Genomic DNA, 19263 nt, shown 5'->3' on the forward strand with positions numbered 1-19263 from the left:
TTGGAAAAACAAATGAAAAAAGACTTAAATTTGACACGTTCTATAAATAATGGATTTATATGAAGCAGGTGCTTTGTTTTTTGATTGTATTGTTGGGAATGGTGCATGGAGTGAAGGCACAGACTTTACAGGGAAGGATTATGGATAAGAGTGGCGAAGGAATACCTGGAGCGACCTTGTATGTGCGGGAGATTGCAGCCGGAGCGGTAGCGGATGAGAATGGGGCGTTTCAGATGGAATTGCCGGCTGGAGTATACACCTGTGAAATCAGTTCGATGGGCTATGAGCGACAGGTGCGGCAGGTATCGGTGAAAGCGGCTGAGGTATTGCGACTGTCTATTCAGTTGGAGGAGATGAAGTATATGTTGAAGGAGGTGAAAGTGACCCGTCGTAAAGAAGATCCTGCTTATTATTTCATGCGTCATGCGATAGCCAAGGCTCCTTTTCATTTGAATCAGGTAAAGAGCTATGAGGCGGAGGTTTATACGAAAGGCTCTATGAAGTTGGAGAAGATGCCGAAGGTGTTGATGTGGTCAAAGGAAATCCGGGAGGAGGTGACACCTTATATCGGAAAGCTATTTGTGCAGGAGGCGGTGACGGATTTGATGTTTGAGGCTCCGGATAAGTACGAACAGAAGATATTGGCTTATTCCAGTACGATTCCGGAGGATATGGAGGCTGAGGATGCGTTGGAGATTATTTCGGCTTCGATATATGATCCGAAAGTGATAGGAATGATATCGCCTTTGTCGCCGGGGGCTTTGTCTTATTACCGTTTTCATCTGGAAGAGTATTATGAGGAGGGGGGGCGCAATATTGCCAGGATAAAGGTGATTCCCCGGAAAGATAACCGTTTGCTGATGAGCGGTTGGATGTGTATTGTCGAAGATGATTGGAGTGTTTCCGGTTTTGATTTGGTTGTACAACAGATAGGAGTGACTGCCGGAATTAAATGTATGTTTCATGAGGTGAGGTCATCTGTTTTTTTACCGACATCCTATGATATTGATTTGAAGGTATCTTTGCTGGGTGTGCGTGCAGGAGGTAAGTATTATGCCTCGTTGAAGTACAAGGAGGTAAAATTGCGGGAGTCGAAGGAACAAATGCCGGCGGATGTGGAGTTGCCCGTAGTAGCTGAGAAACAGACGAAGAAACAGATGCTGTTGGAAAAGTTGCTTGAGAAGGATAATCTTTCTACGCGGGATGCTTATCGGGTTGCCCGTCTTACGCAACAGGTATATGAGCCGAAGCGTCCCGATACCGTTGCTCCTTTGGAGATAAGAGAATTAGGTGTACAGGTGAAGACGGTGCTCGATTCAAATGCGATGAAACGGGATTCGTTATATTGGTCCCAGATGCGGACGATTCCTTTAAAGGGAGACGAAGTGGTCAGTTATTGGCGAAAAGATAGTGTGGTGAGGGAAATTGGGAAATCAGAGGAGAAAGTTGATACGCTTCGAAAATCTTCCGGTAATCGTTCGGGGAGTTTGGTTTTGTTGGGTGGGAATGTGAAATTAGGAAACCGGGTAAATTTGAAAGTGGACGGGGTGTTGAAAGCGGTACCGGAGTATAATTTTGTTGATGGTTTTTGGATAGGACAGGCGGCAGCATTGTCGATACGGATGAAAGAGGAACGTCGTTTGATATTTGTGCCGTCGTTGTATTATGCGACAGCACGCAAGGCGTGGCTTTGGGAGATGAGGGGAAATTATACATACGCTCCGGTGAGGCGTGGCGTATTGAATGTGGGAATAGGGTATGTGTCTGCGGATTACAAAGGGAGTGCAGGAACGGATCGTTTAGAGAATGCCTTGACGTCGTTGGTATGTGCTGACAATTATATGAAGTTTTATAATAAACGTTATGTGCATTTCCGGAATGCAGTGGATTTGTCAAATGGATTGAGATTGGAGTTGGCGGGGAATTATGAAAAACGGCAGGTATTGAGGAATCATATTACGTATAATTTCTTTAAGCGGCAGGCGGATTTGAATTTGCCTTCGGAAGAGGGAGGTGTGAATATGCCGGATAATACGTCGTTGGTGTTTGAGGCAGCATTGGAATATACGCCTTTTTATTATTACCGGATGCAGGACGGGAAGAAAGTGTATTCGTATTCCAAGTGGCCTACGTTTTCGGTGAGATATGGGCGCGGTATTTCTTTGAATGACGGGTATGATTCTTCTTTTGAGAGAATAGCGTTGGGGGTACGGCAGGATATTCGGTTCGGGTATTTTGACCGTGTTTCTTATTATGGGCAGGTGGGAAAATTTTTTGCCGTGAAAGAGATGTATTTTCCTGATTATAAACATTTCAATACGACTGGATGGGTGTTGAATACGAATAGTTTTTCCGAGGGCTTTTTTGTTGCCGATTATTATGAATTGTATGCGAATGATAAGTGGGTATATGGCGGAATGAATTATATCTCGTCGTACTTATTGTTGAAACGGTTGCCGTTTATGCAGCGTTTTTTGTTTGATGAGGGAGTGCATGTGAGGTATTTATGGACACCACTATTGCGTAATTATGTTGAAGCGGGCTATTCGTTAGGCTTTTCCGATGTTGCGCGGGGAGGTGTGTTTGTTGGTTTTGACAGGAGCGGTTATAAAGGGGTGGGTGTGAGATTCACCTTGTCTTTGGATAAATTGTGATTGTTTTGGAGTATTTATTTTAATGTATACGTTTATGAAATATGTAGCGAGATTTATTATGTGGTTGGCAGGTTGGCGCTACCGGGGAGAGGTGCCGAAGGATAAGAAAGCGGTTATTATATCGGTACCGCATACGTCGGGTTGGGATTTTGTGTGGGGAGAGCTGGCGTTTTTAAGTCAGGGGATTCCGGCTTATATTTTGATGAAAAAAGAGTATTTTTTTTTCCCGTTAGGGGCGATTTTGAGGGCGTTGCGGGTGATTCCCGTGGATAGGGGGAATAAGGATAGCCAGTTGGTGGAGCAATTGGTGGAGGAATTTAAGCGGAGGGATACGATGTATTTGTGCCTTACGCCGGAGGGAAGCCGGAAGAAGCGGAAGAAGTGGAAACGGGGCTTTTTGGTGATTGCACAGGCTGCCGGTGTACCCGTTTACCTGGGGCGTGTTGATTACAAGGAGAAGTTTTGTGAAGTGGGGCCGGTGTTTCAGCCAACGGGAGATACGGAGGCGGATATGTCGTATATAATGAGTACGTATAAGAATGCGAATCCGAAATATCCGGAGCAGTTTTCATGTGGAGAATAAATAAATGGTATGATGAAAATAGCGCTTGTTCAGTCGTCTTTGGTGTGGGGAGATGTCGATAAAAATTTGACGCATTTTGACCGACTCTTGAAAAGTGGAGAAAAAGCGGATGTGATTTTGTTGCCGGAGATGTTTGTGTCGGGAGCTATGATGATGCGGAAGGAATGGGAGGTTTCTGTGCGGGAAAAAGAAGAGGTTGCGGCGCGTTATGAGGAAGTGAAAGAGCGTATGTCGGAATGGGCGATGTATCGGGATGCTTTGGTGATAGGGTCTACGGTTTGCAGGGAGATGGGAAATTTTTATAATCGTTTGGTAGTTGCTTTCCCGGACGGGCGTTTCTTGCATTATGACAAACGACATTGTTTCAGGATAGGAGGGGAACATGAGCATTTCTCTGTTGGTACCGAACAGTTGGTATTTGAATTCCGGGGGGTACGGATAGCAGCCTTTATCTGTTATGATTTACGTTTTCCGGTATGGTGTCGAAATACCCGGGAATATGATTTGGCGGTTTTCGTAGCGAATTGGCCGGAATCGCGGCGGGAGGTGTGGCAGACGTTACTGAAAGCGCGGGCAATAGAGAATCAGGCGTATGTGGCGGGGGTTAATTGTGTGGGGACAGATCGGGACGGGTTAAAGTATAGTGGTGACTCTGCTTTGATAGATCCTTATGGGCGGGTTATAGGAGAAGCAGCACCCTTTACCGAGTCGGTATTGACGCTTGAATTGGATAAAGAGAGGGTGGTTGGTTTTCGGAAAAAATTTCCGGTATTGGACGACAGGGATGATTTTAAAATAACAGGAAACACGGTTTCCTGCTAAATATTATGATTTTTCTTTTTCTTGTGCTGCTTCTTTCTCCATAAATTTTGATAGTTCATGTATTTGTTGGTGATAGTATTTGGCCATGTTGTCAATTAATCGTCCTGCGTGGTCAAGGTAGGAGAGTGTTGTAATTAATTCTGTTGAGAGCTGGGCTACTTTCATCTTGGCACTAGCTCCTTCAATCCGTTGTGTATAGAGTAGTGTACCACAATGAATGATTGGGATGTATTGATCCCAGGGACGTTCTAATGTTGTGAGTAATTTTTTCATGTTTTGTAATAGGCTTAATAGGTATTCCGCCGGGGGAGTGGTTTCTTTTTTGGGATTGGTTTGCAAAAGTCGTTCTGCCTGTTCTTGAAAAAACATTTCGAGACCGGAGTCCCCCAGGAGGACTTTGTTTTCTTTTTCATTCATAATAATATAGTTTTTACAGGCGGGAAATAAAAACGGTTCCGCCTGACCCGCTGCTATATACTTCAAGGGAAGCTGGGGGCACATTAATGCTCCCCACGGGGGTACAGAACCGCCTATCGGTGAAAGGCAGGCATAAAAATACCTGCCACGAATGAAGCAGGTCTACTGCTTCCCTTAATTAAAGTATATAGCATTGCAAATATATGATAAATTTTTGATTCGCAGAGGGGAATGATGATATAGTTTCATCTTATTTGCAAGGCAACGGAGAAGGATGTATATTTGTGGGCAAAGTGAAATTTATAATGTAATAGAGTATGAAAACAAGGTGCAGTATTTTATTGGTGTTGGCGGCATGTATGATGGCTTGTTCAAACACAAAGACAGGGGATGATATGAAAGAAAGTGTAACGTTGGAAATGTTGAAAACACGGCGGGCAATCCGCTCTTATGAGGATAGGGTTCCGGAGAAGAGTTTGCTTGAAAAGGTATTGGAGGCAGGCACGTATGCTCCTACCGGAATGGGACGTCAGTCTCCTGTTATCGTGGCCGTGACGAATAAGGAGGTGCGCGACCGTTTGGCTAAATTGAATGCCGGCGTGATGGGACGGGATGCCGACCCGTTTTATGGTGCGCCGGTAGTCTTGGTTGTGTTGGCTGACAGGCAATGCCCGACGTATTTGTATGATGGTTCTTTGGTAATGGGGAATCTTTTGAATGCGGCACATGCTGTGGGGTTGGGTAGTTGTTGGATTCATCGTGCAAAGGAGGTTTTTGATTCTCCGGAAGGTAAGGAGTTGTTAAAGGAGTGGGGGATTGAGGGGGATTATGAAGGTATCGGGAATTGTATTCTTGGTTATAGTGCACAGGAAGCACCGAAACCGAAGCCGCGTAAGGCGGATTATATAGTGCATGTGGATTAAATAATTGGAGAGTGTTATGAAACATGTATTGATTCTTTTTATAGGAGTGGTGATGTCATGGGGGGTGAACGCTCAGCATAAGATGTTGAGTATGGAAGAAGCCGTATTGGGCTATGAATTGCGTCCTCAATCGCGTTATATCCAGTGGCAGGGAGACCGGAATAGGCTTACGTACATTGAAGACAAGAATCTCGTGGCAGAAACGCCCGATGGAGGAGAGAAGACCGTGCTGATGACGCTGGATGAATTGAACGGTGTGTTGGGAAGCAAGCTGAAAGGCTGGCCGCAGTACAGCTGGCAGGATGGAAAAACGCTGGTAATCTTCCGTAAAGGCAGACGGACGGAAATCGATGTGGAGGGGAAACGGGTGTCGCGGGAGATGCCCGTGCCGGAAAAAGTGGCGGACCTGACCTACAACGGTAAGGATGCCTATGCCTTTACACGCGGAAACAATCTTTACTATTCGGATGAACGCGGCAATGAATATGCCGTTACCGCGGACAAGGACGACAATATCGTGAACGGTCAGGCGGTCAGTCGGAATGAAATGGGTATTCACAATGGGATTTTCTGGTCGCCCGACGGGAAAAAACTGGCGTTTTACCGTAAGGATGAGAGTCGGGTAAGCACGTTCCCTTTGTTGGATATTACTACCCGTACCGGTTCGCTGAAAGAGATCAAATACCCCATGACGGGCATGCCGTCCGAACAGGTCAGTGTGGGAGTATATGATTTGGCGTCCCAGCGGACGGTATTTTTGGATGTGACGGACTTCGGCCGGGAGCAGTATCTGACCAATGTCACGTGGGACCCTGCTTCGGAGATGATTTATGTGCAGGTGGTGGACCGGGCGCAGAAACAGGTGCATCTGAACAAATACAGTGCCCGCACCGGCGAATTTGTCAAAACGTTGCTGGAAGAGAAAAACGATCGGTGGGTGGAGCCGAGCGATCCGTTGGTATTTCTTAAAAACGATCCGTCTCATTTCCTTTACCGTACGGATAACCGGGACGGTTACCGGAATCTTTATCTCTGCGATACGGAAGGGAAAAGCGTGCGGCGTCTCACGGATGTGGATGCCGATGTGGCCTATGCCGGACAGGACGACCGCTATGTTTATTATACCTCTGCCGAAGTGTCTCCGGTGGACAACCATTTGTTCCGGGTGGAAGTGAAGACAGGTAAGAAAACCCGTCTGACCGATGCGGAAGGTTGGCACGGGGTGGTGTTGAGCAAGGATGGAAAATATTTTGTGGACAGTTACAGCAGCCTGAATGTGCCGCGTGTCATCGAACTGCGACAGACGAACGGCAAGGCTGTGCGTGAGTTGCTGCGGGCTAAAAATCCGACGGAAGACTACAACTATGGCGAGATTACGTTGGGAAGCCTGAAAAGCGCCGACGGGAAGTACGATAACTACTACCGTCTTATCAAACCGATGAATTTAGACCCTGCGAAAAAATATCCCGTGATTCTTTATGTGTACGGCGGGCCGCATTCGCAGATGGTGAAAAATACCTGGCAGGCGGAATTGCGCCGCTGGGAAATGTATATGGCACAGCATGGGTATGTCGTGTTTGTCATGGACAACCGGGGTACGTCCAACCGGGGGGCGGAATATGAAAAAGCGATTCACCGCTATTGCGGACAGGCGGAGATGGCCGACCAGATGAAAGGTATCGAATTCCTGAAATCGCAGCCGTGGGTCGATGCCGACAGGATTGGAGTGCACGGTTGGAGTTACGGCGGTTTTATGACCATATCGTTGATTACCAACTATCCGGACGTATTCAAGGTTGCCGTAGCGGGAGGGCCGGTAATCGACTGGAAGTGGTATGAAGTCATGTACGGCGAACGCTATATGGAAACTCCCCAAAGTAATCCCGAAGGATATGACAAAGTGAGTTTGATAAATAAGGCGAAAGACCTGAAGGGAAAACTGCTGATTTGTCAGGGGGCGATTGACAATACTGTGGTGTGGGAACACAGTCTGAGTTTCATTCGTGAGTGTATCAAAAATCAGGTACAGGTGGACTATTTCCCCTATCCGTGCGCCGAGCACAATGTATTCGGGCGCGACCGTATCCATTTGATGCAGAAAGTGACGGACTACTTTGAAGATTATCTGAAATAAAGGAAAACCGATGCGTATAGACATATTGAGTGTCGTTCCCGAGTTGCTGGAAAGTCCGTTGAATCATTCCATTGTGAAACGGGCGCGGGATAAGGGAGTGGTGGAGATTCACATCCACAATATCCGCGCCTGGTCGAAAGACAAGTTCCGGAAAGTGGACGATTATCCTTTCGGCGGGGAAGCCGGGATGGTGATGATGATCCAGCCGGTGTTCGACTGCATCAATGAACTGACGTCCCAGCGGAAATACGACGAGATAATCTACACTTCGCCCGATGCTCCGGTATTCAATCAGAAAACGGCGAATGAGCTGTCGCTGAAAGAGAACATCATGATTCTTTGCGGTCATTACAAAGGCATCGATCAGCGCATCCGGGAGCATCTCGTTACCCGTGAGATTTCCGTGGGTGATTTCGTATTGACGGGAGGCGAGTTGCCGGCGTGCATCATGACGGATGCCATCGTCCGGCTGATACCCGGAGCAATGAGTGACGAGAGTTCGGCGTTGAGCGACTCCTTCCAAGACAACCTGCTGGCGGCTCCAGTCTATACCCGTCCGGCGGAATTCAACGGCTGGCGGGTTCCCGACATCCTGCTTTCCGGCAATCATGCTAAAATCAGTGAATGGCAGGAAAAACAGGCGTACGAGCGTACTCGTCTGCTGCGCCCGGACTTGCTGGAATAGGGAGAGGGAAATTCTAATGTATCTTTATTGCTTTAGCAATCCTTTTCTTTTGCTTACGAAATGGTATTCTGAGCAATTTCCTGTGGAATCCAAATGAAAATTTTGGTTGGATCAAAAAATAACGGTAATTTTGAACTCCGAGAAAGTGTCACAAATGACACAAATTCGGAATTCAAATGAAAATAGAGAGAAAGATATATCTTGATAAGGTGATAGAGAGCCGTCATAACGGCATGATTAAGATAATTACCGGTGTACGTCGCAGCGGTAAGTCTTATCTCCTGTTCAATCTATTTGCTGATTGGTTGGAAATGACAGGTGTTTCGATTGGCCATATTATTAAAATAGATTTGGAAAACCGTAGAAACAAGTCACTCCGTAACCCTGATACTCTTTTGGAATATATAGATTCCAAAATGGTGGATAAGGATATGTACTACATACTTATAGACGAGATTCAGTTGGTTGATGAATTTGAAGATGTCCTCAATAGTTATCTGAAGGTTGAGAATGCGGATGTATATGTTACTGGAAGTAATGCCCGCTTCTTGTCGAAAGATGTTATTACTACATTTCGTGGACGTGGAGAGGAAATAAAGGTATTTCCTTTAAATTTCAGGGAATTTATCTCTACGACAGATAAAACTGTAGAATTGGCATTTGAGGAATTTATGACTTACGGTGGGTTGCCGCAGGTATTGGAGTATAAGTCCGAGGAACGTAAAATCGAATATTTGAAAGCATTGTTTGCTGAAACATATATCACTGATATAAAGGAGCGTTACTGTGTTAAGCATGATGAAGAATTGGAAATACTCCTCGATATTATTTCATCAAGTATTGGCGGCCTGATTAATCCAACAAAGCTCGCTAACACATTCCAAAGTGAAAAGAAAGTAAAGCTTTCTGATAAAACAATCAAGGCATATCTTGACTATATCTGTGATTCATTTCTCGTTGAAAAATCCCAACGATATGATATCAAGGGGAAGAAGTATATAGACACTCCTTACAAATATTACTTTGTTGATCTTGGGCTACGCAATGCAAGACTGAACTTTCGGCAGCTTGAAAAAACACACATGATGGAGAATATTATCTACAATGAACTTCGGGTGCGAGGATTTAATGTTGATGTCGGAATCGTGCCTGTTGTTATCCGTGATAAGGACGGTAATCAGAAGCGCGCCAGCTATGAGGTTGATTTTGTTGCCAACAAAGGTAATCAACGTTACTACATACAGTCAGCTTACCGGCTTGATTCGGATGAGAAGATGGTTCAGGAGCAAAATTCCTTACGAAACGTTGATGATTCATTTAAGAAGATAATTATTGTTGGAAATCCTATTTTAGTGGAGCGAGATAACAGCGGACTAACAACAATGAGTGTATATGACTTTTTATTAAAAGAAAACTCGCTTGAGCTATAGTGATAAATTTTGGGGGAGAAAGGGGAGTGTAAACTTGACACACTTTAGTTTACACGCCCTGGGAAATACGGAGTCATCACTCTTGACGGGGAAATCGTCATCTACGATTAAAATACGAGGGCGAGGCTTTTTACATAGACCGTACCGGCAAGAGGGTGTTGCTTTAGAGGTGGTAACAGAATAAATACTTAATATAACGAAAATTGTAGTTAGATAGAAGTAAATTATTTATCTTTGTTAGGAGATTGTATCATTTAAAACTTTAAACAATACGGTTATGAAAAAATCTTTTCTTTTTCTGGCGGATGGTTTCGAGGAAACGGAAGCCGTCGGCACGTTGGATGTATTGAGACGCGGAGGCGTGGAGGTGCGGACCGTTTCCGTTATGGGGAAACAGGAGGTGAAAGGCGCCCACGGTCTTGTGGTGAAGGCGGATGTCCTGCTGCAGGATATGCTGGGGGAAGAGGGGGAATTTCTTATTTTCCCCGGAGGAATGCCGGGTGCGCAGAATCTGTCCGACAGCCAGGAATTGACGGACTATTTGCAGAAGCATTTTGCACGGCAGGGGAAAGTGGCGGCGATATGTGCCGCTCCGGCATTGGTCTTCGGAAAACTGCCATTGAAGAAAGATATCCGGATGACCTGTTATCCGGGCTTTGAGAAATATCTGCCGGGAATTGCCGTGCTTGCAGAGGGAGTGGTCATTGACGGGAATGTGATTACCGGCCGTGGACCCGGTTATAGCTTTGAATTCGGTCTGGCTATTGTGGAGCATTTGTATGGCAAGGAGAGAGCGGAGGAGGTTGCGGCTGGCATGTTGCTGTAAGCGGACAAACGGAATAAATGATCCCCGGCGTTGTGCCGGGGATTTTTTTATTTTTTCAGTGCTTTTGCGATTTTCTCCTGTGAAAGAGGTTTGGTGCAGAGGAACCATTCGTAGCAGGTGACGGCCTCTTCCGGGTCTTTTTTCTTCTTGTCCATTTCTTCCATGGACTTGGGAGCGGGGACGATTACATCATCGCCGGGATGCCAGTCTGCCGGGAGTGCTACTCCGAACTTGTCGATGGTCTGCAAGCCGATAAGCACTCTTTTGATTTCGTCGAAATTGCGGCCCAGTGCCATCGGGTAGTAAATGATGGCCCGGATGATGTTGTGTGGGTCGATGAAAAAGACGGTGCGCACTGCCTGTGTGGTGCTTTCTCCCGGATGCAGCATACCGTATGTTTGGGCGATTTTCATGGAAAGGTCCGCGATGAGCGGGAAATGAAACTTGGTGTCGCTCATTCCCTTGTAGTTCATCTTTTCCATGGTGTGCAGCCAGGCCATGTGGCTGGGGATACTGTCGATGGACAATCCGATTAGCTGGCAGTTCAGCGACTCGAATTCGCATGTCAGATGCCCGAATGTCAGTAATTCGGAAGTACAGACCGATGTGAAATCGGACGGGTGGCTGAAAAGCACGACCCATTTCCCTTCGAAGTCTTCCGGAAAATTGATTTCTCCTGTTGTGGTGACTGCTTTGAAAGCAGGGGCTTCGTCTCCGATGCGGAGCATGTTGTTTACTTCTTTTTCCATTTGTGTAAAATATTAAATGATTGAATATACAGGATGTACGAGGGTAGCTATGGTTTTGTTGGAGAAAAGAGGATAACTCTTTCAATAATCCGCAGGATTCACTAATTTTGTTGCCATCCGTTTTCATCCGAAAATTAACGAAACATGAAAGTGCATATTATTAACGAAGAAAACTCCTTGTGTAATCGGTTCCTGGCCGAGCTCAGGGATGTGGAGAAACACACCGACCGCCTGCGTTTCAGACGGAATCTGGAGCGGGTGGGGGAAGTTATGGCTTATGAAGTCAGCAAGACGTTTCAATACCATCCTGTGACGGTACAAACGCCCATCAATCCGGCAACCGTGATGCTGCCGGAGCAGGAAGTGGTGGTGGCGTCCGTTCTGCGTGCGGGGTTGCCTTTTCACCAGGGGTTTCTGAATTATTTCGACGAGGCGGGCAATGCCTTTATTTCCGCCCGTCGGGTGTATGATGAAACGCACGGTTTCAGGATACGTTATGATTCGGTGTATACGCCCCGTCTGGACGGGAAACAGCTGCTGCTCGTGGATCCTATGCTCGCTACGGGGGCTTCTTTGAAAATTGCCTATGACGAATTATTGCAACAGGGCGGTCGTCCGGCACATACGCATATTGCCTGTGTGATAGCCAGTCCGCAGGGGCTGAATTATTTGCAGGAGGCTTTGGGCGGGGAAAATGTGACACTCTGGCTGGGTGCCCTGGACGAGGGACTGACGGAAAAGTCCTACATAGACCCGGGATTGGGGGATGCTGGCGACCTGGCTTTCGGTGACAAGATATAACGATGGAAAAGCTCTTTCCCCGTGGGGGAAAGTTTTTGGGGATTCGTTTTTTTGTTTTTACTTTTTAGCGTACCTTTGTAAACTATGGAAATGAGAAGCCGTTTATACAGCGGCATACGGTATGTTATAATTTATAATTTGATTATATGGGTTTTAATGATGTTTTGAAGAAACTGTTCGGAAACAAATCCGATCGGGATATGAAAGAATTGCTTCCCATTGTCGGACAGGTAAATGCCGAATGGGAAAAGATAAAAGGCTTGAGTCACGATGAACTGCGAGAGGTTGCGAATGGACTGAAAGCAAAAATCAGAGCTCACATCCGCGGGGAGGAAGAGGAAATTGCGGCATTGAAAAAGCGAGTGGAGGAAGAGAAACCCTCTATTGAGGAAAGAGAGGAAATTTATAACCGTGTCGACAAGCTGGAAGAGGAGATTGACAAAAAGGTTGAGGAAATTCTCACGGAGCTGTTGCCGGTGGCGTTTGCCGTGATGAAGGATACGGCGCGCCGCTTCAAGGAAAATGAAGAGATTGAGGTGACGGCGACGCAGTTCGACCGGGACCTGGCGGTGAATCATGATTTTGTCGAGATAGAAGGAGACAAGGCAATCTGGTTCAATTCGTGGATTGCCGGAGGAAATGAAGTGACTTGGGACATGGTGCATTACGACGTGCAGTTGATCGGCGGTGCCGTGCTTCATCAGGGAAAGATCGCCGAAATGGCGACCGGTGAAGGAAAAACGCTGGTGGCGACTTTGCCGGTATTCCTGAATGCTCTGACGGGACGCGGCGTTCACATGGTGACGGTGAACGATTACCTGGCCAAGCGCGACTCGGAATGGATGGGCCCGTTGTATATGTTCCACGGGCTGTCGGTGGATTGCATCGACAAGCATCAGCCCAATTCTCCCGACAGACGCAAGGCCTATATGGCGGACATTACTTTCGGAACCAACAACGAATTCGGTTTCGATTACCTGCGCGATAATATGGCGATCAATCCGGAGGATTTGGTACAGCGGAAACATAATTACGCCATTGTCGATGAGGTCGATTCCGTGTTGATTGACGATGCCCGTACGCCGTTGATTATTTCCGGTCCGGTCCCCAAGGGGGATGACCAGATGTTCGACGAATACAAACCCCGTGTGGACAGGCTGGTGCGGATGCAGCGGGAGCTGGTGGCGAAGATATTCAACGATGCCAAGGTTTTGCTGGAAAGCGATGACCCGAAGAAGAGAAAAGAGGGAAGTATTTTGCTGCTGCGTGCCCACAAGGGATTGCCGAAATACAAGCCGTTGATTAAGTTTTTGAGCGAACAGGGCAACAAAGCGATTCTGATCAAGACGGAGAATGAATATATGCAGGAGAATAACCGCCGTATGCCGGAGATTACCGACCCGCTGTATTTTGTCATCGACGAGAAGCAGAATTCGATTGATCTGACGGACAAGGGGCACGATACCATCACGGCTGCCGGGGAAGATCCGAAATTCTTCATCCTGCCCAATATCGGAGAGGAAGTGGCGGAAATTGAGAAGACGGTGAAGGATGAGAAAGAGAAGTTGCGGCAGAAGGACGAGATGATTCAGAATTATGCCGTGAAATCGGAGCGGGTGCATACGGTCAATCAGCTGCTGAAAGCGTACACGCTGTTTGAGAAGGATGTGGAATATGTGGTGATAGACAACAAGGTGAAAATCGTGGACGAGCAGACGGGACGTATTATGGAGGGACGCCGCTATTCGGACGGTCTGCACCAGGCGATAGAGGCGAAAGAAGGTGTGAAGGTGGAAGCCGCCACCCAGACGTTTGCCACCATTACGCTGCAGAATTATTTTCGTATGTACCACAAGTTGGCGGGTATGACCGGTACCGCCGAGACGGAAGCCGGCGAGCTCTGGGATATTTATAAGTTGGATGTGGTGGTGATACCGACCAACAAACCGGTGATCCGCAAGGATGCCAATGATTTGGTCTATAAGACGAAACGTGAGAAATACAATGCCGTCATCGACGAGATTGTCCGTCTGGTGGAGGCTGGACGGCCGGTACTGGTGGGTACGACTTCCGTCGAGGTGTCCGAGTTGCTTAGCCGTATGCTGAAACTGCGGAACATCCCCCACAATGTATTGAATGCCAAATTACATCATAAAGAAGCTGACATCGTGGCCGAGGCCGGTAAGTCGAGGACGGTGACCATTGCCACCAACATGGCGGGCCGTGGTACGGATATTAAACTGAGTCCCGAAGTGCGGGCTGCCGGAGGTCTGGCCATTATCGGTACGGAACGCCATGATTCGCGACGGGTGGACCGCCAGCTGCGCGGACGTGCCGGACGTCAGGGAGACCCGGGTTCTTCCCAGTTCTTCGTGTCGCTGGAGGACGATTTGATGCGTCTGTTCAGTTCCGAGCGAATCATCCGGGTGATGGACCGTTTGGGACACAAGGAGGGAGACGTGATACAGCACTCCATGATTACCCGCTCTATCGAGCGCGCCCAGAAGAAGGTGGAAGAGAACAACTTCGGTATCCGTAAGCGTTTGCTGGAATACGACGACGTGATGAACTCACAGCGTACGATTATTTACAGGCAGAGACGCAATGCCTTGCTTGGCGAGCGTATCGGTGTGGCGGTTGCAAACAATATGTACGATGTTTGCGAGTCGGTGGTGAGCGAATACCAGCCGGACAACGACAGGGAGGGCTTCAAACTGGAAGTGCTGCGTTTGCTGTCTATCGACTTTGAAATAAGTCCGGAAGAGTTCCAGCAGCTGAAACCGGAGGAGCTGACGGAGAAACTGTATGCCGCTGTCCGGGAGGTATATACCCGTAAAGTGGAACATATAGCGCAGCAGGCGTATCCGGTGATCAAGAATGTGTTTGAGAACCGGGGGGATGTGTTTAAGAATATCGTGGTGCCTTTTACCGACGGACAGAAAATGTACAGTGTGGTGACGAATCTTGAGAAGGCGTACCGTACACAGGGAGAGGACTTGATGCGTTCGTACGAGAAAGCGATTATCCTGGCCCAGATCGATGATGCGTGGAAAGAACAGCTGCGCGAAATGGATGATCTGAAACAGTCCGTGCAGAATGCGGCTTACGAACAGAAAGACCCGTTGTTGATTTATAAGTTCGAGTCGTACAACCTGTTTAAGACGATGGTGGAGAAAATCAACAGGGGAACGGTTTCCGCGCTGATGAAAGGACAGATTCCGATGCAGGAACCCGAACGGGTGAAGGAGGCGGAGGAGAGACGTACCGATTTGAGTAAGATGAAGACGGGACGTACGGAAGCGTCTGCACCCATGGGCAACCGGCAGCCGCCGAAGCACGAACCGGTGCATGTGGGACCCAAAGTGGGAAGAAATGATCCCTGTCCCTGCGGCAGCGGACTGAAATACAAAAATTGCCACGGCAAGAATGAATAATCGGGGTGTATCTTATGTTTTTATCGTTTTTTATTAACTGGGATGTCAAGCCGGAGATTTTTAATCTGGGCGGATTTTCCCTGCGGTATTACGGACTGCTGTTTGTGCTGGCGTTTATCTTCGGATACAAGATAGAGGAAAGAATATTCAAGGCCGAAGGGCTGAGCATGGAATGGCTGGAAAAGCTGTGGATATACGTGGCGGTGGCGACTGTTGTCGGTGCCCGTCTGGGACACTGTATTTTTTATGACTGGGCTTATTTCAGCCAGCATCCGCTGGAAATGATTCTGCCTTTCCGCTTTGCTCCGGAATTTAGATTTACGGGTTTTCAGGGGCTGGCGAGTCACGGATCCGCAATCGGTATCATTACGGGGTTGTGGTATTATTCTAAAAAGGTCAGCAAAAAATCTATTTTCTGGATATTGGATCGGGCGGTGATTCCGATTGCGCTGGCGGGTGTGTTTATACGTCTGGGCAATCTGATGAATTCGGAGATTGTGGGGGAGGTGACGACCTGTCCGTGGGGCTTCCGTTTTGTGAATGCCTACGGTATCGAGGATCCTTTGGCTCCTCGACATCCGGCGCAGTTGTATGAGGCTTTTTGTTACCTGATAAGTTTCGGCGTGCTGATGTACCTCTACTGGCGGACAAACGTGAAAAACAGGCAGGGATTCATTTTCGGCATGTTTCTGATACTGATTTTTACCGCCCGTTTTCTGATCGAATTTGTGAAAGAGAATCAGGTGGAGTTTGAGGAAACGATGACGTTGAACATGGGGCAGTGGCTGAGCCTGCCTTTCGTGGCGGTGGGATGCTTTATGCTGTGGTACAGCGGCAGACGGAGAAAATAAGATATTTTTCTATTAATATTAGCGACGATGAAAAAGATGTTTAAATTTTTGATGCTTCCCCTTTTGCTGGCATTAGGGGCTGCATGCGGCACAGGTTACAAATACGAGACGGTGCCCAACGATCCTTTGAATGCACGCATCTATACGTTGGATAACGGTTTGAAGGTTTATTTGACGGTGAATCCCGAGAAACCCCGGATCCAGACTTATATAGCCGTGCGGGTGGGAGGAAAGAACGACCCGGCGGAGACGACGGGGTTGGCTCATTATTTCGAGCATCTGATGTTTAAGGGAACGGAGGATTTCGGTACCCAGAATTATGAGCAGGAAAAGCCTTTACTGGATCAGATAGAGGCGCTGTTCGAAGTTTACCGCAAAACGACGGATGAAACAGAACGCCTTGCTTTGTATAAGAAAATCGACAGTGTTTCTTACGAGGCTTCCAAGCTGGCTATTCCGAACGAATATGACAAATTGATGGCCGCCATCGGGGCGAACGGTACGAATGCCTATACCGGTTACGATATGACGGTGTATGTGGAGGATATTCCCTCCAACGAGGTGGAGAACTGGGCCAAAATACAGGCGGATCGCTTCCAGCATAACGTAATCCGCGGTTTTCATACCGAACTGGAGACGGTATACGAAGAAAAGAATATGTCTTTGACGAGGGATAACCGCAAAGTATATGAGCAGATTATGACCTCCCTTTTCCCGAATCATCCGTATGGAACCCAGACGGTGCTGGGAACGCAGGAGCATCTGAAAAATCCTTCGATTACCAATATCAAGAATTACTACAAAGAGTGGTATGTGCCCAATAATATGGCTATCTGTATGTCGGGAGACTTTAATCCGGACGAGGTGATAGCTACGATTGACCGCTATTTCGGGGGCATGAAACCGAATGAGAATTTGCCGAAGCTGAATTTCAAACCGGAACCTCCGCTGGAGCAGCCTATCGTGAAAGAGGTGCTCGGTCTGGAGGCTGCCAATGTATCTTTGGCGTGGCGTTTTCCGGGTGCTGCTTCTCCCGAGGCTGAGTTGCTCGAACTGGTGGGACAGGTGTTGTATAACGGCAAGGCCGGTCTGATCGATCTGGATGTGAACCAGCAGCAGAAAGTATTGTCCGCATATGCTTATCCTTCGACTATGGCCGATTACGGTATGTTTGTGATGGGTGCCCGTCCGAAACAGGGGCAGAGCTTGGAGGAAGCGAAAGACATTTTACTGGCGGAAATCGGGAAACTGAAAAACGGAGAATTTGACGAGAGTCTGATTCAGGCTACCGTTAATAACTACAAGCGTTATTTGCAGTCTCAGTTGGAAAGCAACAGCGCACGGGCAGATCTTTTCGTCGATGCGTTTATCAATGGGGTAGAGTGGAAAGACCAGGTGGCTTCTCTGGAGAAGATGAGCAAGATTACCAAGCAGCAGATTGTGGATTTTGCAAAGGCCAATTTCAAGGATAACTATGCTTTGGTGTACAAGCGCGAAGGAAAGGATCCGAATGAAAAGAAAATATCCAAGCCCGCCATTACTCCGATATTTATGAACCGGGATACGGCCAGTGCGTTCTTGCGCGAGATTCAGGCTTCCAAGGTAAAGCCGATAGAACCGGTGTTCCTGGATTATTCCAGGGATATGGACAAAGCGGTGGCGAAGTCGGATATTCCGGTGCTTTACAAGCAGAATACGACGAACGATCTGTTTACCATGATGTATGTGTTCGATATGGGCACCAATGAGGACAAGGCGCTGGGTACGGCCGTGCAGTATCTGGATTATCTGGGAACGAGCAAAATGACTCCGGAGCAGATCAAGCAGGAGTTCTATAATCTGGCTTGCGATTATTTCGTTTCTCCGGGCAGCGAGAGAGTTTATGTCGGATTGTCGGGGTTGAGCGAGAATATGGGCAAAGCGATGGAGCTGTTCGAGGCTTTGCTTGCCGATGCCCAGCCGAATCCGGTGGTGCTGGAGAATATGAAAGCGGATATTCAGAAGTCGCGTGCCAATGCGAAACTGAACCAGTCTTCCAATTTCAGCAAATTGCTACAATATGCTTATTACGGACCGAAATCACCTGCCCGCAATATTCTGTCCGCCAAAGAGCTGAAAGCACTGAAACCGGAAGATTTGATCGCCCGTCTGAAACGTCTGAACGAGTATGAACATACCGTTTTGTATTACGGACCTCTGAGTCTTGAAAACGTGGTGGCTGAAATCAATGAAAAGCACTGCGTTCCCGAAAAGCTAACGTCGGTTCCTGACAATAAGGAGTTTGTTTATCAGCAGACACCGATCAACAGGGTGTTGATTGCTCCTTACGATGCGAAACAGGTGTATATGTCTTCGGTTTCCAACCGGGGAGAGAAATTCGATGCGGCTTTGTCGCCTGTCGTGAGTATGTATAATGAGTATTTCGGGGGAGGCATGAATGCCATCGTATTTCAGGAAATGCGTGAGGCCAGAGGACTGGCTTATTCTGCCGGTGCAGGACTGAACGAACCGGATAAACTGGACAGACCTTATATTTTCAGCACGTTCATTGCCTGTCAGAATGACAAGATGCCGGATGCCATGAAGGCTTTCGATGAAATCATCAACAATATGCCTGAATCGGAGAATGCTTTCCGTTTGGCCAAAGAGTCTTTGCTGACCCGTTTGCGGACACAGCGTATCACCAAGTCTTCCGTATTGTGGAATTATTTGAATGCGCAGGATTTGGGATTGACGGAAGACAGCAGACGCGAGTTGTTCAACCAGGTTCAGAACATGACGCTGGATGATGTCAAGAAATTCCAGGAAAAATGGATTAAGGGACGTACTTACACTTATTGTATTCTGGGGGATGAGAAGGAGCTGGATATGAAGAGCCTGAAACAGTACGGTCCTGTGACACGTCTAACGAGAGAAGAAATATTCGGTTATTAAAAGCGGGCGACTGTTTCGGC

At 47.5% G+C, this 19263-nt stretch carries 14 protein-coding genes; 12 read left to right on the forward strand and 2 right to left on the reverse strand.

Annotated features, from left to right (window positions below):
• Positions 1-59: 59 nt before the first annotated feature.
• Genes NFR61_RS00595 through NFR61_RS00605 form a run of 3 tightly spaced genes read left to right on the forward strand, consistent with a single transcriptional unit; the run spans position 60 to position 4059 of the window.
• On the forward strand, positions 60-2654 hold the full coding sequence (locus NFR61_RS00595) for a DUF5686 and carboxypeptidase regulatory-like domain-containing protein (protein WP_251619804.1): 2595 nt from the start codon (positions 60-62) through the stop codon (positions 2652-2654).
• Positions 2655-2688: 34 nt separating this feature from the next.
• Positions 2689-3237: a 1-acyl-sn-glycerol-3-phosphate acyltransferase gene (locus NFR61_RS00600; RefSeq protein WP_251619805.1), complete on the forward strand. Its 549-nt coding sequence runs from the start codon at positions 2689-2691 to the stop codon at positions 3235-3237.
• A gap of 9 nt (positions 3238-3246) precedes the next feature.
• Positions 3247-4059: an amidohydrolase gene (locus NFR61_RS00605; protein ID WP_251619806.1), complete on the forward strand. Its 813-nt coding sequence runs from the start codon at positions 3247-3249 to the stop codon at positions 4057-4059.
• 3 nt (positions 4060-4062) lie between these two features.
• On the opposite strand, the gene NFR61_RS00610 is transcribed toward NFR61_RS00605, so the two are convergent.
• The gene (locus NFR61_RS00610) at positions 4063-4476 is read right to left on the reverse strand and encodes a hypothetical protein (RefSeq protein WP_251619807.1); all 414 of its coding nucleotides are present in this window, start codon (positions 4474-4476) and stop codon (positions 4063-4065) included.
• Positions 4477-4871: 395 nt separating this feature from the next.
• On the opposite strand from NFR61_RS00610, the gene NFR61_RS00615 reads away from it, so the two are divergent.
• The 5 genes from NFR61_RS00615 to NFR61_RS00635 all read left to right on the forward strand — a co-directional run bounded on the left by NFR61_RS00615 (position 4872) and on the right by NFR61_RS00635 (position 10474).
• Positions 4872-5399 carry a nitroreductase gene (locus NFR61_RS00615; RefSeq protein WP_251619978.1) on the forward strand — a complete coding sequence of 176 codons (528 nt, stop codon included), beginning with the start codon at positions 4872-4874 and terminating at the stop codon, positions 5397-5399.
• A gap of 16 nt (positions 5400-5415) precedes the next feature.
• Positions 5416-7533 (forward strand): S9 family peptidase, encoded by a 2118-nt coding sequence (locus NFR61_RS00620; protein WP_251619808.1) that lies wholly within the window; start codon positions 5416-5418, stop codon positions 7531-7533.
• A gap of 10 nt (positions 7534-7543) precedes the next feature.
• The gene (gene trmD / locus NFR61_RS00625) at positions 7544-8218 is read left to right on the forward strand and encodes a tRNA (guanosine(37)-N1)-methyltransferase TrmD (RefSeq protein WP_251619809.1); all 675 of its coding nucleotides are present in this window, start codon (positions 7544-7546) and stop codon (positions 8216-8218) included.
• 176 nt (positions 8219-8394) lie between these two features.
• Positions 8395-9648, forward strand: a complete 1254-nt coding sequence (locus NFR61_RS00630) for an ATP-binding protein (protein ID WP_251619810.1) — start codon at positions 8395-8397, stop codon at positions 9646-9648.
• A gap of 277 nt (positions 9649-9925) precedes the next feature.
• A complete protein-coding gene (locus NFR61_RS00635; protein WP_251619811.1) occupies positions 9926-10474 on the forward strand; it encodes a DJ-1 family glyoxalase III in 549 nt (182 codons plus the stop codon).
• A gap of 47 nt (positions 10475-10521) precedes the next feature.
• Here the strand turns inward: NFR61_RS00635 and NFR61_RS00640 are convergent, their stop codons facing one another.
• Positions 10522-11223, reverse strand: a complete 702-nt coding sequence (locus tag NFR61_RS00640; protein ID WP_251619812.1) for a peroxiredoxin — start codon at positions 11221-11223, stop codon at positions 10522-10524.
• A gap of 144 nt (positions 11224-11367) precedes the next feature.
• On the opposite strand from NFR61_RS00640, the gene upp reads away from it, so the two are divergent.
• The 4 genes from upp to NFR61_RS00660 all read left to right on the forward strand — a co-directional run bounded on the left by upp (position 11368) and on the right by NFR61_RS00660 (position 19243).
• The gene (gene upp, locus NFR61_RS00645; RefSeq protein WP_251619813.1) at positions 11368-12024 is read left to right on the forward strand and encodes a uracil phosphoribosyltransferase; all 657 of its coding nucleotides are present in this window, start codon (positions 11368-11370) and stop codon (positions 12022-12024) included.
• A gap of 146 nt (positions 12025-12170) precedes the next feature.
• Complete coding sequence (gene secA, locus NFR61_RS00650) at positions 12171-15458, forward strand: preprotein translocase subunit SecA (RefSeq protein ID WP_251619814.1); 3288 nt, start codon at positions 12171-12173, stop codon at positions 15456-15458.
• A gap of 14 nt (positions 15459-15472) precedes the next feature.
• Positions 15473-16309, forward strand: coding sequence for a prolipoprotein diacylglyceryl transferase (gene lgt, locus NFR61_RS00655; protein WP_251619815.1), 837 nt, complete (start codon positions 15473-15475; stop codon positions 16307-16309).
• A gap of 27 nt (positions 16310-16336) precedes the next feature.
• Positions 16337-19243, forward strand: a complete 2907-nt coding sequence (locus NFR61_RS00660) for a M16 family metallopeptidase (RefSeq protein ID WP_251619816.1) — start codon at positions 16337-16339, stop codon at positions 19241-19243.
• Positions 19244-19263 lie beyond the last annotated feature (20 nt).

The organism is Odoribacter lunatus, from assembly GCF_943193135.1.
GTDB classification, from domain to species: domain Bacteria; phylum Bacteroidota; class Bacteroidia; order Bacteroidales; family Marinifilaceae; genus Culturomica; species Culturomica lunata.